Origin of the sequence: Natronolimnohabitans innermongolicus JCM 12255 (assembly GCF_000337215.1) — an archaeon.
GTDB lineage: Archaea > Halobacteriota > Halobacteria > Halobacteriales > Natrialbaceae > Natronolimnohabitans > Natronolimnohabitans innermongolicus.
This window is the reverse complement of the sequence record NZ_AOHZ01000075.1, coordinates 119,679-133,866: the sequence shown is the minus strand read 5'-3', so window position 1 is coordinate 133,866 and position 14,188 is coordinate 119,679. Positions and strand designations below refer to the sequence as shown.

Annotated in this window: 16 protein-coding genes and 1 pseudogene; 11 read left to right on the top strand and 6 right to left on the bottom strand. The window is 64.8% G+C overall.

Annotated elements, in window-relative coordinates; all coding sequences use genetic code 11:
- Positions 1-104: 104 nt before the first annotated feature.
- The 6 genes and pseudogenes from C493_RS15980 to C493_RS15955 form a co-directional block, all read left to right on the top strand.
- Positions 105-476, top strand: a pseudogene (locus tag C493_RS15980) (isocitrate/isopropylmalate family dehydrogenase); the annotation flags it as partial.
- A gap of 181 nt (positions 477-657) precedes the next feature.
- On the top strand, positions 658-1,155 hold the full coding sequence (locus C493_RS15975; RefSeq protein WP_007260510.1) for a protein-tyrosine phosphatase family protein: 498 nt from the start codon (positions 658-660) through the stop codon (positions 1,153-1,155).
- Between the two features lie 133 nt (positions 1,156-1,288).
- Positions 1,289-2,374 (top strand): alpha/beta fold hydrolase, encoded by a 1,086-nt coding sequence (locus C493_RS15970; RefSeq protein WP_049889420.1) that lies wholly within the window; start codon positions 1,289-1,291, stop codon positions 2,372-2,374.
- A 76-nt stretch (positions 2,375-2,450) separates the two neighbouring features.
- Complete coding sequence (locus C493_RS15965) at positions 2,451-3,227, top strand: NAD(P)H-hydrate dehydratase (RefSeq protein WP_007260508.1); 777 nt, start codon at positions 2,451-2,453, stop codon at positions 3,225-3,227.
- 67 nt (positions 3,228-3,294) lie between these two features.
- Positions 3,295-4,011, top strand: coding sequence for a class I SAM-dependent methyltransferase (locus C493_RS15960; protein WP_007260507.1), 717 nt, complete (start codon positions 3,295-3,297; stop codon positions 4,009-4,011).
- 118 nt (positions 4,012-4,129) lie between these two features.
- Complete coding sequence (locus C493_RS15955; RefSeq protein ID WP_007260506.1) at positions 4,130-4,408, top strand: hypothetical protein; 279 nt, start codon at positions 4,130-4,132, stop codon at positions 4,406-4,408.
- Between the two features lie 224 nt (positions 4,409-4,632).
- Here C493_RS15955 and C493_RS15950 read toward each other — a convergent pair whose 3' ends face one another.
- From C493_RS15950 to C493_RS15930, 5 genes are all read right to left on the bottom strand, one after another.
- On the bottom strand, positions 4,633-5,496 hold the full coding sequence (locus C493_RS15950; RefSeq protein WP_007260505.1) for a lipoate--protein ligase family protein: 864 nt from the start codon (positions 5,494-5,496) through the stop codon (positions 4,633-4,635).
- A gap of 105 nt (positions 5,497-5,601) precedes the next feature.
- Positions 5,602-5,955, bottom strand: coding sequence for a HalOD1 output domain-containing protein (locus C493_RS15945; RefSeq protein ID WP_007260504.1), 354 nt, complete (start codon positions 5,953-5,955; stop codon positions 5,602-5,604).
- A complete protein-coding gene (locus C493_RS15940; protein WP_049889413.1) occupies positions 5,952-6,401 on the bottom strand; it encodes a response regulator in 450 nt (149 codons plus the stop codon). The genes C493_RS15945 and C493_RS15940 overlap by 4 nt, the downstream gene beginning before the upstream one ends.
- 91 nt (positions 6,402-6,492) lie before the next feature.
- The gene (locus C493_RS15935; RefSeq protein WP_007260502.1) at positions 6,493-8,883 is read right to left on the bottom strand and encodes an MEDS domain-containing protein; all 2,391 of its coding nucleotides are present in this window, start codon (positions 8,881-8,883) and stop codon (positions 6,493-6,495) included.
- A gap of 226 nt (positions 8,884-9,109) precedes the next feature.
- Entirely contained in the window at positions 9,110-9,742 is a 633-nt protein-coding gene (locus C493_RS15930; protein WP_007260501.1) for a helix-turn-helix domain-containing protein, read from the bottom strand.
- 160 nt (positions 9,743-9,902) lie between these two features.
- Here C493_RS15930 and C493_RS15925 point away from each other — a divergent pair, with 160 nt between their 5' ends.
- From C493_RS15925 to C493_RS15905, 5 genes are all read left to right on the top strand, one after another.
- The gene (locus C493_RS15925; protein WP_007260500.1) at positions 9,903-10,247 is read left to right on the top strand and encodes a HalOD1 output domain-containing protein; all 345 of its coding nucleotides are present in this window, start codon (positions 9,903-9,905) and stop codon (positions 10,245-10,247) included.
- A gap of 146 nt (positions 10,248-10,393) precedes the next feature.
- Entirely contained in the window at positions 10,394-11,305 is a 912-nt protein-coding gene (locus tag C493_RS15920; RefSeq protein ID WP_007260499.1) for a serine/threonine-protein kinase RIO2, read from the top strand.
- A 259-nt stretch (positions 11,306-11,564) separates the two neighbouring features.
- Complete coding sequence (locus C493_RS15915; RefSeq protein WP_007260498.1) at positions 11,565-12,095, top strand: hypothetical protein; 531 nt, start codon at positions 11,565-11,567, stop codon at positions 12,093-12,095.
- 223 nt (positions 12,096-12,318) lie between these two features.
- Positions 12,319-12,909 (top strand): 50S ribosomal protein L15e, encoded by a 591-nt coding sequence (locus tag C493_RS15910; RefSeq protein ID WP_007260497.1) that lies wholly within the window; start codon positions 12,319-12,321, stop codon positions 12,907-12,909.
- 117 nt (positions 12,910-13,026) lie between these two features.
- Positions 13,027-13,461 carry a universal stress protein gene (locus C493_RS15905; protein WP_007260496.1) on the top strand — a complete coding sequence of 145 codons (435 nt, stop codon included), beginning with the start codon at positions 13,027-13,029 and terminating at the stop codon, positions 13,459-13,461.
- A 123-nt stretch (positions 13,462-13,584) separates the two neighbouring features.
- On the opposite strand, the gene glmS is transcribed toward C493_RS15905, so the two are convergent.
- Positions 13,585-14,034, bottom strand: coding sequence for a methylaspartate mutase subunit S (gene glmS, locus C493_RS15900; protein WP_007260495.1), 450 nt, complete (start codon positions 14,032-14,034; stop codon positions 13,585-13,587).
- Between the last annotated feature and the right edge of the window lie 154 nt (positions 14,035-14,188).

The following is a 14,188-nucleotide window of genomic DNA, read 5'->3' as shown; positions in this document are numbered from 1 at the left end:
GCATGCAAGCTCCCGCGCCAATTTTTTTTTTTCAAGCAGAATACGGCATACGAGATAAGCTACGGTCTGCCTTGCCAGCCCGCTCAGAGATGTGTATAAGAGACAGGGTCTGTCTCGACCCCGAACAGTTCGACGTCGTCGTCTGTCCGAACCTCGCGGGCGACGTGCTCTCGGACCTCGCCGCCGGTCTCGTCGGCGGCCTCGGCCTCCTGCCCAGCGCCAACGTCGGCCCCGAGCGCGCGCTGTTCGAGCCCGTCCACGGCACCGCGCCCGACATCGCCGGCGAGGGCGTCGCCAACCCGGCCGCGACGGTCATCTCCGCGGCCATGATGCTCGAGCACCTCGGCTACGACGAGGCGGGCGCGGCCGTCAACGCGGCCGTCGAAGAGACGCTCGAGAACGGGCCGCGAACGCCCGATCTGGGCGGCGACGCGTCGACCGAGGACGTCACCGAAGCCATTATCGAGCGATTGTAAGTTCCGGCTCCCGATTTCACGCCGGGACGCACCCGGCTTCCCAGCGAGTCGGTTGTCCCGAACCGACCGCGAGGGCGGGAGCATTCAAGTACCGTGCGTCCGTTTGTGGGTGTCAATGACTGTCGAAATACGATCCGACGACCCCGCTCGGCAGTTTTCCAGGGACGGAGGTCGGTGACCGGTGGACGTTGCGAACCTCGGGCCGATTGACGACGGCCCCGTGTTCGGCGCCTGTCGTCCCGGTCACTTCGGCGCCGACGTTCAGACGTGGACCGATCGGCTCGTCGCGCGAGAGATCACCGCCGTCTGTTGTTTGCTTTCGGAGAACGAAGCCTCTCGGTGGCGACTCCCTACCGCCTACGACGACGCGTTCGAAACCGTTCACGTTCCGATCCGCGACCGTCAGCTTCCGGACGCGGATCGACTCGAGCGTGCCGTCGACTACGTCGCGAGACAGACGGCCGACGGAAATCGAGTCGCGCTCCACTGCAACGCGGGGCTCGGTCGGACGGGCGTCGTCGCGGCCGCGTGGCTGGTACGCGACCGCGGGCTGAATCCGGTATCGGCTATCGAGACCGTCGAGTCGCGGCCGCGCCCGCGGTCGCCGCGGGAGGCGATCAGGGACGGGAACGCGACGGAGGCGGAGCTCGTGGAGCTGCTCGAGGCGCTCGAGGAGTGACGGAAAACTGGCTCGACTCGGCGGGAGCGGCGGTTGGTCGAGGCGGGCCTGGGTGCCCCAGCGGTCGGAGTGGGGTGCTCTCAACGCACGATCAGGACGGAACGTTATGCCGGAGCAGATGGTACCGACGATCATGTCTCGAACACGAGACGACACACTACCCGGAGTTCGCTCGCGGACCGTCGACACGTCCCGGCTCGAGACGCACTATCTCGAGTCCGGAGGCGGCGACGGAACCGAAACTGTAGACACCGTCGTCTTCGTTCACGGGAACGTCTCCTCCGCTCGATTCTTCGAGGACATCATGGTCGAACTCCCCGATCGGTATCGTGCGATCGCACCGGATTTGCGGGGCTACGGCGACTCGGAGACGAAGCCGATCGACGCGACGAACGGCCTCGGCGATTTCGCGGCGGATCTTCGAGCGCTGTTCTCGGCGCTCGACCTCGAGGAGCCGGTCACGCTGGTCGGCTGGTCGAACGGCGGCGGGGCGGCGATGCGGTACACGATCGACGACCCCGATTCGGTCGAGAATCTCGTCCTGCTCAACCCGCTCTCGCCGTACGGCTTCGGCGGGACGAAAGACACGGACGGGACGCCGTGTTTCGACGACTACGCGGGCTCGGGCGGCGGGCTCGGCAACGACGAGTTCGTCGCGGGCCTCGCCGACCGCGACCGGGGCGAGGGCGGCGAGTCCTCGCCGCGGAAGATCCTGCGGACGTTCTACGTCGATCCGAGCCACGTCTTCGACGAGGAGCGCGAGGAGTCGTACCTGACGGGGATGCTCGACACCGCGACCGGCGACGAGCACTACCCCGGCGACTCGACGCCGAGCGAGAACTGGCCCGGCGTCGCGCCAGGCGAGCACGGCGTCAACAACGCCATCTCGCCGAAGTACTGCTCGCTCGAGACGATCACCGAGATCGACCCCGACGCCAAGCCGCCGGTGTTGTGGATCCGCGGCGACTCGGACCAGATCGTCTCCAACGAGTCCGTCTTCGACATCGGGACGCTCGGCCGGATGGGGCAGGTCCCCGACTGGCCCGGCGAAGACGTCTTTCCCCCGCAGCCGATGGTCGACCAGACCCGCGTCGTTCTGGAGGAGTACGCCGACGCGGGCGGCGAGTTCGAAGAAGTCGTCTTCGACAACACGGGCCACGCGCCACACGTCGAGGTCCCGGGGGACGTACTGAACGAACTCGAGGCCGTCCTCGAGTGAGGGCGGCGACGACCGGGTGACGGCGACAGGAACACGCCTGCCGAACGCCTACCCCTCGCCGGTTTGCAAGTGACGTATGGCCCGCCTTCAGCGAACGCTCTCGAACGTCTCCGACGAGGGCGACAGTGACAACGGCCGCGTCGGCATCGTCGCCGGCGCGATCGAGTACCCGAACCAACCCGCACTCGCCGGCCGCGCGGCGCTGCGAACCGGCTCGGACCACGTCCGGGCGTTCGTTCCCGACCCGATCTACGAGGTCGTCGCGAGTCACGATCCGAACCTGCTCGTCGACCGCTACGCGGGCGAGCAGTTCGAGGAGAGTGCAGTCGAACGGACACACGAGATGAGCGAATGGGCCGACGCGCTCGTGATCGGCCCCGGTCTCGTCGACGCCGACGGCGCCGCCATCAGCGAGGCGATCGACCGGGTCGACGTTCCGATCGTCGTCGACGCCCTCGCGATCGAGCCGGCGCTCGAGGCCGACCTCTCAAACGCGGTGCTCACGCCGAGTAGCAGGGAGGTCGATCCGATCGAAGACGCCTACGGCAGCCTCGAGGCGTTCTCTCAGGAGACGAATGCGGTGCTCGTCCTGACCGGCGGCACCGACGAGATCGTCGCCGGCGGCGATCGGCTGCAAAACGAGACGGGAACGCCGGCACTGACGGTCGCCGGAACGGGCGATACGCTGGCCGGCATCACGGCCTCGCTGCTCGGACAGGGGATGGACCGCGCCGACGCCGCGGAGCTGGGCGCGTGGATCCTCGGTAAGACCGGCGAGCTGGCGACGGCCGAGTACGGGCCGGGGGTCGTCGCGACGGACGTCATCGACCGCATTCCGGACACGATCCGCTGAGGTCACCGGGGCTCGAGTCCGGCGAAGGGACAACGCGTTTGAGTCGCCCCGTCGTCGTCTCGAGCGTATGTCGGACTCGAGTACGCGATCGACGGGGTCGAGCAGCCGGGCCCGCGATCACGACTACGGCGGCGACTGCGATGGGGAGATCGACCATCCGTTGTTCGCCGCGCTGTACGAACTGGCGCCGCAATCGTTCGTTCTCGCCCCCCACCGAGAGTACCTCGCCGACGACCTCTCCGGGCGCGTCCTCGACCTCGGCTGTGGCACCGGAGAGATGTTCCCGTTCGTCGCCGGCGAGATGGCCGACGACCTCGAGTACCACGCGATCGAACCGGATCCGAACATGCGCAAGCGGGCGGCCAACCGAGCCCGCGAGGTCGGCCTTCCGGTCGATCTTCGGGCCGCCCGCGCCGAGTCGCTGCCCTACCCCGACGACAGCTTCGACGTCGTCATCAGTAGCATCGTCTTCTGTACGATACAGGACCCCGACGCCGCGCTCGACGAAGTCGCCCGCGTCCTGAAACCCGGCGGCGAGTTTCGCTTTCTCGAGCACGTTCACGCCGACGGCTGGCGCGGGACGGGACAGGAGCTGTTGAATCCCGTCTGGAAGCGTGCGGCCGGGGGCTGTCAGCTCACGCGCGAGACGATTCCGCGGTTCGTCGGCCACGAGTCGTTCGTCGTCGACGAGATCGATCGGCTGGCGTTCGGGATCTTTCCAGCGACGCCGTTCGTTCGGGGGACGATGCGTCGGCGACGGGGTGGCGTCCGCGGGTCGTCGTAGCCCGGCGCTCTCGCTCTCGCGCCCGTCAACGCGACGAATACCGTCGAACGGACGCCGACATCCCCACCCGGAGTCTGCAGGTGGAACCGTTTCCCGGGAGTCTCTTCAAGAGTAATATATGTCCGAACCGGATCGAGAGCCGACAGAGAAACCCACGACCTCGAAGGACGAAGCCGAACGCGAGGGACAGTGGATGGCTCGCAACTGGATCGGGATCGCCGTCGTTTCGATCCTGACGATGCTACTGGTCGTCATCGCCGCGATGCAGTTTACCGGCGTCATGGACGTCTTCGCGCCGATCGCGGAGACCGAGACCCAACAGTGGGGCGTCTTCTTCGCCCTCGCGGTCGTCTTGATCATCCTCGCGGGCTGGAGCTGGAAGGCGATCATCAACTGAGACCGGCCGTACCGGCCTGCCGGTCGGCGATACGACGGGCGCGAGCACACTCGAACTGACGGACGGCCGGCCGCACGACGAATCGCGCACGAACCAATCACGCACGGACTAACCGCGTACGGACCGCCGATCTGCGGCCGAACGTCGACTCACCGGATCCGTTTCAGGTCGTGGGAAATTCGCAGTTCGTTCTCGTTTTCGTCGCTGTCGACAGAGAGCGGAGCCTATACCTCCCGCCGTTCGCCCGCCTCGAGCACCTCTCGCTCTCGAACCCATGCATCCGCACCGAACTTTCGATCGGCCAGCTCTCGCGCGCCCTCGAGTTCGGCTTCGCGCCACGTCGATTCGTCGCCGTCGACGTCGGCGTTACACCACTCGCCGAGGGCCAACGCCAGCGTCTCGACGGCCGTCTCGCGGTCGACGTCGCCCCCGGTTTCCTCGCGGATGCTCGTCACGCGATCGGCAAACGTCGCGGGCTCGAGATCGCCGTCGAAGACGCCGACGTGGCGCTCGGGTTCGCGGTCGTAACTGATCGAGCCGTGCTGGATGACGACGTCGCGCTGGCGGTACTGGGCGTTGCCGCTGATCTTCCGGGCGTCCGTCTCCGCCCCCGTCGGCGCGACGACGTCGTGAGCCGGGTTGATATCCCGCAGATAGCAGGAGGGCTGATAGATCGACGACTGCTCGACGCTCGCGAAGTCCGCCTCGACGCCCATGCGTCGCAGTCCCTCGAGCACCGGCTCGCAAAACAGTTCGTAGCAGTCCATCAGATCCCCGGGCACCTCGTCGGCCGGGGCGACGATCGTATACGAGATGTCGGCGTACCGGTCGTGATAGATGCCGCCACCGCCCGTCTGGCGCCGCGTGACGTCGATTCCCTCGCGGTCGCAGAAGTCCCAGTCGACCGTGTCGGCGTCCTGTCGGTAGCCGAGCGACAGCGTGCTCGGCTCCCACGAGTAGACGCGCACGGTTCGCAGGTCGTCTTCGAGTGCCGTCCGCGCGGCGATTTCCTCGAGGGCCATCTGGCGGGCCCCGTCTCGCGGGACGTCCCGAATCAATCGCCACTCTCGATCGGCGAGTTCGCTCATGCTCGAGGGCACGCGGCCGAGGTGGAAATCGATTGCGACCGACTCGCAAGCGATGGTGCGAGTCGGTGCGGTCAGTGCGAATCGGTGCGCCGATCGACACCGCTCTCAGCGCTCGTCGTCGAGTCGCCGTGAACCGTCCCTGGTTCGGTCGGTGCGCTCGGTTCGACTGGGCGGTACGGCGACGACCCGTCCGTCGCCGTAGAGGACGACCGAACAGCCCGCCACCGTCGCCGTCAACTGCAGGTCGAGCTCCGCGGCTCGGCTTCGGTCCTGCTCGAGAAAGAGCGCGTCCAGCGCGTCCGGATCGAGACGATCGGTCGGGAGCGTAATCGCTTCCCGACGCTCGCCGCGGGCATCGGCGACGGCGCTCGTGATCGCAGCCGCAACCGAGTCGTGCGACGAAACGTGGCCGATCGTCGGCGTGTCGACGCGCCGTTCGGTGTCCGTTCGTCGGCTCATCGCGTTCGTGCCGGTTCTGTCGGCAGCTGAGCGGAGTCGATCCAGAACTCGCGAATCGTGTCGATCAGCGAGTCGTACGCCGAATCGTCGACCGGCTTCGTTAGATACGCGTTCCCGGATCGGTCGTACGTGTCGACGACGTCCCGCTCGGCCGTCGAGTTCGTCAGAATCAACACCGGAAGGGCGGCGAGAGCGGGATCGTTCCGGATCTCCTCGAGGACGTCGAGTCCGTGCGTTCCCGGCAGATCCAGATCGAGAAGGACGAGATCCGGACGCGGCGTCGACTCCGCCGTCACGCTCGCGTCGAGAAACTCGAGCGCTTCGGCGCCGTCTCGAGCGGTCCGGACCGTAACCTCGAGATCTAACTCGTCGAACGCCGCTTCGATGCAGCGCCTATCGTCGGGGTCGTCCTCGACGAGCAACACGGTAGTCGATGGGTTCCTCACAGGTGTATCACCGAATACCAGCAGGAAAGAAATTGGCAGTACATCTGTTCTCGGCCGAGGCTCTCCCGCGTACATATGTACGCCGCTCTCGTCAGTCAATCGACGCCCCGTCGTCTTCGACGCCACCGTCGAACAACACCGAGAAGAGTCGACGCTCCGCCTCCCGAAGGTGTCTGTTTACCGTCGGGTGGGAAACGCCGAGTGACTCCGCGAGCTCTTCGGCGGTTTGCTCGCGCGGCCGCTCGAAGTAGCCGCTTCGGAACGCGATCGTGAGTATCTCCCGCTGTCGTTCCGTAAGAATCTCGTCGAGTTCAGATTCGATGTCCGACACCCGACGGACCGGTTGGTTCAGATCCTGCCGACCGACGATCTCGACGTCCGCGTACGACGTCGAGAGCATCTCCATGAACGAACGCGTTCGGCGTTCCTGCGGGAGATAAACGACGAGATGCACGGCCCCGTCTTCGATGGAAGCGGACTGGGGAACGGCGTTGTGTTTCAGCAGATCGGCCACGATACACCGATCGGTAACCACGCAATCGAACCGGTATCCGGCCTCGCCTTCGCGCTCGCCGAGCACGTTCAGTTCGTCGATCGCCGGCGACGCCGTCGCGTACGTCCGAAGCACGTCCGGAGCGACGTCGCTCGCGGTACAGAACAGCCGCGTCGCCCCGTCGGTATCCGAGACGATATCGTCGATTTCGATCCGACAATCGTGCTCGAGGACGAACTCGACGGCGTCGATATCGGCGTCGGTGATGCGGACCCCGAGCTCGGTGACGCCGTCCGCGATGAGCGCGCGCTTTCGATTCAAACTGTTGATCGCGTGTGCGACGGCGTCGCTGAGTTCGTCGAAGACGGCCGCCGCTTCCTCGTCGAACGTCTCCGGGGTCTCGCTGTAGAGCGAGAGGACGCCGTAGAGCTCGCCGTCGTAGCTCACCGGGAGACTGAGTATCGATTGAAAGCCGCGTTTGAGCGCCTGTTCCTGCCAGTTCGCTAACTCGGGGCCGTCGTAGACGTTCGAGACGATCGTCGTCCCCCGTCGCTGGGTCGTCCGTCCCGATGGTTCCCGACGCGACCAGTGTTCCTCGAGCGACAGCGCGTCGAGATACCCCCGACTCGAGCCGGCCGTCTGCCTGGGTTCGAGCGACTCGGTCGTCGGATCGTACGTTCCGTACCACGCGAACGAGGCGCAGGTCTCCCGAACGAGACGGTCGCAAACGTCGCGAAGAATCTCCGTTCGAGTCGTCGCGTTGACGATCGACCGGTTGACGTCCCTGATCACACCGTTGAGCCGGTTGACTCGCTCGAGGCGTTCGTTTTTTCGCTCGAGTGCCTCGTTTCGGTCCGCCAGATTTCGTTCGTACTCGGTTCGGTCGAGAACGGCCGCCGTGTGTCCACAGATAGCGCGGATGAACTGCTCGTTCGGAGGGGTGTTGCGCTCGGAACGGGGACGAGAGCGGGACCCGGCGACGAAGAACACTCCGTGTCGGCCGACCGGAAAGAGTCGACCGGTGAGCGCCTCGCTCGCGTCGACGGGACAGTCACGGACGGCGTCGTCGACGAACGCGTCCCAGGCGCGGCCCTCGACGTCGTCGATCACCGCCGGCAGGTCGACGTCGTCGACTCCCTCGTACACTAAATCAGGTGTGAGAGCCCCGTTATCGCTCGCATACCGATAGAAGCAGACGATCGACGCGTCGGCGATTTCGGCCACCGTCTCGCCGGCGATCCGTTCGACGTCGTCGGTGTCCGCTTCGCGTAGCTGTTCGGTCGCCTGTCCGAGCAGCGAGAGACACCGTTCTCGTTCCCGCAGCGAGCTTCTGACGGCCTGGTGGGTCTCTATCGTGTGGAGCTTTCGGTCGATCGCATCGGTACTGACACCGGACTCGGTCCGTTCCGTCGGGTACTCGTAGTAGTAGTTCGGTCCGACGTCGCCGGTTCGCGTCACGTTCGGGTGGTACCGAAGTACGTTACAGAGGAACTCCGGAGGGAACCGCTCGCGGTCGTACTGGCAAACTCCCCGCAACTCCTTCGCGACGAACAGTTCGTCGACGAGCCGTTCGTATCGCTCGAGACGCTGGAAGTCGACGTCGTGATCGAGTGCCCACGACATTTCACCCGCGACACGGAATCCGTCACACCCAGCGTTCTCGGCGTTCTCGCACCGATTCGAGAGCTGGTTGACGACCCGTTCCGGATCGAACTCGCCGCCCGAGAGATACAGGTCGGTCGCCGACTCGACGACGAGCTGTCCCGACTCGATCGCCGAGTCGATGCCGTCGACTCGCTCGCGAAGCGCATCGACGTACTCGTCGGGAGTTTGTTCGTGAGTGACACAGAGACACCGCTCTCCGCGACGTAACCCTTCGTCGACGAACGAGACGATCGTCGATAGCTGGTCCTCCTGTGACTCGTAGAGCAGCGCGTGATGGTCGTGGTCGGGCCGTTGCTCGGACGCATCTGCCAATTGCTGGTTCACCGTTCAGTGATCACCTCGAGTTACCGCCGTCGAGTCCTCACCAGTGCCACCGAACCAATCGCGGTCGAATTACACCAACTGCGGTCGCGCCACCGCCGCAGTGTCCCTTGGTATTCCTCACGGAGGAGTAGTGACCCGAAATACTTTGTCTTTTATAACTTGTCGCGGACCCTATCCGAAACTCGATGAGCCGACTCGAACCGACGTCGACCGAGGCGATTCGGAGTCAGAGCAACGTTTTCCTGATGAGGGTGGACGTTCCGCGGCGCAGCCGACCGCTCGCTGCAGCGAGCGAAATATCCAGTTTCGCGGCGAGCTCTTCCAGCGTGAGGTCGCGCGGCTCGTTGTAGTATCCCGTGCGCTCGGCCGTAATGAGCGTCTCTCGTTGTACCGGCGTCAAATCGTAGTGATCGCCGACCGACGGGTTCAGCGAGTACAGCCGCTCGAGTTCGAGTTCGAGGCCGGCATCCGCGTAGGCGTCAGCGAAGACGGTAACGTCGGTGTGAGTGTCGAACCAGAGTTCGAGCTCCCAGCGCGTTTCGCCGATCACGTCGCGAACGATGGCGTCGCTCTCCTGTGTCGCCTCGAGGAGCGTCGAAATTCCGGCGTTCCACTCGCCCCGATACAGTCGCGTTCCCTCGAGTGTATCGACGGTCTCCAGATACTCGATTGCGGATTCGCCCTCGGAAACCGACTCGAACGCGTCGAACGCAGTTCCCCAGACCCAGAAGTAGGGCATGATATCGCGTCGAGCGGGGATGTTACAGTCGAACTCGACCCGATCGATACCCTCGAGTTGCAGTGCATCCCCCAGAACGAAGTCATCAGCTGGCAGAGAAAATTCGGCGACGAGGCTCATTTCCCGGTCACAGCGCTACCGTCGCTTGCTGAGAATTTAGGTTGCCCGGTCTGGCGGTGGGCCGTTCGCACCGACCCTTCATATGTACGGGTCGGCCCGCCGCGCGACGAGAGTATGTGCGCTGAACCCCTATCCGGGCCGGCGTCGTACCGACAGTCACATGCGTCCCGACGATTCGTCGTCCGTCCCAGCGCCCGGAGCCGAGACCAGTACTCGCGTCGTCTATCGCGTCGCAGCCGCGCTCGACGCCGATCCGCACGAACTCGACCCCCTCAGCGAGTCGATCGATCCGAGCGCACTCAACACCCTCGTGAAGTCGTCGGACGGACGGTCACGCCGTCGGCTTGCGTTCGTAGTTGAGGGCTGTACGGTTACGGTCACCGGCGACGGGACGATCGAGGTGACCGAACGCGACGAATCGGTCGCCGCCACAGAGCCACGAGAACCCACGTCGACAACGGACGACCAGCAGGAGGCCTCGAGTTCGGGCACCGAGGGCGACTGAGTCGCCGCCGACGTCGTCTACAGGGATTACCGACTCACAGGCCTTATTCTGTACCGCGACCCGACGTTTATTACCGACGGACGGTGGCCGAATCGACGGCCGTCGCTCGTCACGACGTTTTTACGTACCCGGGAGCTACTCCCTGTATGGTGCGGAACGTCGCCGGAATACTTCCGGAACTCGAGGACGAAGACTACTATCTCCTTTCGGGGGTCGAACAGGGGATGCGCTTTTCGGAGTGGGTCCAGCGGGAGAAGCTTCCGAAGTTCTCCGATCTGACCGAGGAGGAAGTCGATTACCGACTCAAGCGCTGTCTGAAACGCGGACTGATCGAGAAAAAGACCATCCAGTACGAGGGCTACACGCTCCAGTTCGAGGGCTACGACGCGCTCGCGTTGCGCGCGCTCGTCCAGCGCGAGACGATCACCGAGTTCGGCTCGCCACTCGGCGTGGGCAAGGAAAGCGACGTCTACGAGGTCAAATCCTACAAGCCCCACGCGCTGAAGTACCATCGGGAGGGGTATACGAACTTCCGGGAGGTCCACAAGGAACGCGACTACGCCTCCGAGAACGAGCACGTCTCCTGGATGTACACCGCCCGCAAGGCGGCCGAACGGGAGTTCGACATTCTGGAGGCGCTGTACCCCGACGTCTCGGTCCCGCAGCCGATCGACCAGAACCGTCACGCCATCGTCATGGAGAAGATGGACGGCGTCGAGCTCTCTCGGACGAAACTCGAGGCCGACCAGGTCCTCGGCGTGCTCGACTTGCTCCTCGAGGAAATCGCCACCGCGTACGCGAACGGCTACGTCCACGCGGACATGAGCGAGTACAACGTCTTCGTCAACGAGGCGGGCGTGACGATTTTCGACTGGCCCCAGGCCGTGCCGACCGATCACGAAAACGCCGCCGAGTTCCTCCGCCGGGATCTCCGTAATATCGTCGGCTACTTCCGTCGCAAGTATCCCCAGCACGTTCCCGATGAACTCGAGAGCGACGACGTCGCCGACTCGGTCGAAGCCGACTCGTTCGAGACGGTCGGCGAGTTTATCGCCTGAGCGTTGGGTTTCGGTTCCGCGCCCGATTTTTCCCAGCGTCTCGACTCCCTCGTTGGCCAGCCGTCAGCACCGTCCGTGAGAGCGTCTGCGGGCGTCCGACACACCTCGAGGAGCCTCGCCGACGACACGGACCACACCTGCGGATCCGATACAGCTATCCGATCGGTTTCCGCTCCAATTGCGAACGTCGAAAGCACGACGACAGTCACCGAGCCCGACGGAGAAAGAAACTAATTCGATCACGACCGTACGCTCATCTATGGGGGAGAATGTCAACCACACATTCGACGGCGTCGGCGTTTGGGGCGGCGGCTTCACCGGCGGACTGGTCGGCGGCATCGCCATGGGACTGGTCCTGCACGCCGGCGACCTGATCGAACTGCTCGGCGGACTCGCGCCGGTGCCGGGAACGGCGGTCGGTGCCGGCTGGGCGATCCACCTGTTCCTGAGCGTGCTGTTCGGCCTGGTGTTTGCGGCCATCGCCTCGAGTCGACTCGTCGGCGAACTCGCGAGTTCGTTCACCGACTACGTGATCGTCGGACTGGCGTTCGCGGCGGTCCTTGGGCTCTTCGCCGGCGGCGTGTTGTTCCCGGTGGCAATGGAGCGTGCCGGCGTCGCCGCGCTGCCATTACCGTTCCTGCCGATGCCGGGCATCGCCGGGGAACTGTTCAGCGCGCTTCTGTTCGCGCTGGGGCATCTGGTCTACGGGCTCGTACTGGGCGCCGTCTTCGCGGCGATCAACGGGATCACGCCCCACGGCGCCGGCGAGTACGCGCCACTCGAGCGCTGAGCCGACGCTACTCCACCGAGCGCGGGCCGTAACGGCCCGAATGCGTCGGTTTCACACGCCTTCGCCCGAAGAGTTCGAAGGCCTTATACTCGAGAGTTGGCTATGCTGCGGTAGACTCGCTGAGTCGCGGGCATCAGCGGGCACCTGTTCGGCACACGCCCCACAGGTCGGGATGTGATCCCGGAGGTCGGGATTGAACCAGGAAACGCCCGCGGTGATTACCATGGCAAAAAGCTTCTACTCCCACATCAAGGACGCGTGGAAAGACCCCGGCGACGGAAAGCTCGGGGAGTTGCAGTGGCAGCGCAAACAGGAATGGCGCGACCAGGGCGCAATCGAGCGAATCGAACGCCCGACGCGACTGGACAAGGCGCGCGAACTCGGCTACAAGGCCAAGCAGGGCATTATCGTGGCTCGCGTGTCGGTCCGCAAGGGGACCGCACGCAAGCAGCGCTTTACGGCCGGTCGCCGAACCAAGCGCCAGGGTGTCAACCGCATCGGGCGGCGCAAGAACATCCAGCGCATCGGCGAGGAGCGCGTCTCCCGCAAGTACCCCAACCTGCGCGTCCTCAACAGCTACTGGGTCGGCGAGGACGGCAGCCAGAAGTGGTTCGAAGCGATCCTCGTGGATCCCGAACACCCCGCGATCCAGAACGACGACGACCTGAACTGGATCTGCGACGACGCACACAAGAACCGCGCCTTCCGCGGGCTGACCAACGCCGGCAAGGCCAACCGCGGACTCAACAACCGCGGCACGGGCGCCGAGAAGGTCCGACCGTCCAACACCGGCGGTCGAGGCCGCGGCAAGTAACGGTTCACCGCCGCGACTCCGAACACACTCGATTTTTGCCGCACGAGACGTCGCTCGAGCGACGGCGCCGCCTGATTCGACCCGAAACTTATCTTGGAGGACGGAGTAGGCGGCCGTATGGCGAAAGACGTTCTCGTTCCCATCGACGACTCGGACCGATCGACGCAGGCCCTCGAGTTCGCCTGCCGGGAGTATCCCGACGCGGCGATTACGGCGCTACACATCCTCGATCCGGGAGATTTCTACGCCGCGACGGGGATCGAAGGCGGCGCGATGGCCAACTACGACGAGATTCAAAAACACCACGAGAACCGAGCCGAGGAACTCCTGACGCAGGCCCGCGAGACGGCGGCCGAACACGACGTCGAGATCGAGACCGACCACGTCATCGGCGGCGTCTCCCGGTCGATCGTCGATTACGCCGAGGAACACGACGTCGACCACGTCGTCATCGGCAGCCACGGACGCACGGGTGCGAGTCGCATCCTACTCGGCAGCGTCGCCGAGAACGTCGCCCGTCGCTCGCCGGTGCCGGTGACGATCGTGCGATAGCGAAATAGCCGACAGTTCGGTTCCTCGAGTCAGCCACAACCATCGCGGAGCGCCGGCTGGCCCGGTACTGTGGTTCGTGGGGAAACGTGAGCGACGCGTCTCGAACGACGACAGCCGTCGATTCTAGGCGGAAACGTACTGGCTCTCCTGCTCGGACTCCGAGGAGCGCATGTCGAGGTCGGCCCGCAGCGCCTCGATCGCCTCCTCCGGATCGGTCTCCGAATCGAAGACTCGATCGAAGCCCATCTCGCGGAAGAACGCACGCGTCTCCTCGAAGTCGTCCTGCCCGACGGCGAGGTTGCCGCCGATGTAGGTGGTGAGGTCCTCGAGGTCCGCGTCGGCGAACTGCTGGTGAAAGCCCTCGCAGTCCTGTTTGGCGTGGCCGTAAAGCGAGGAGACGAGCACAGCCTCGGCGTCGTGTTCGGTCGCCGCGTCGACGAACTGGTCTTGGGAGGTTTGCACGCCCAGATTGACGACGTCGAAGCCGGCGGCCTCAAACGCTTGCTCCAGGATGGTGATCCCGACAACGTGCGCGTCGGAGCCGATCACGCCGAGGATGACTGTCTTCGTCATGGTCGTACATCCACCGAATACGGGGAGCACCATAAACCTAATGATTAATAATGTGGCAACGGTTCGCACGCTTCCCCGCCCGCGATTGTCGCTACTCCGTTCGGTGCCGAACGGAGGTTCGTTGGAGGTCGAACTCGAGGTAATCATTGCCTCA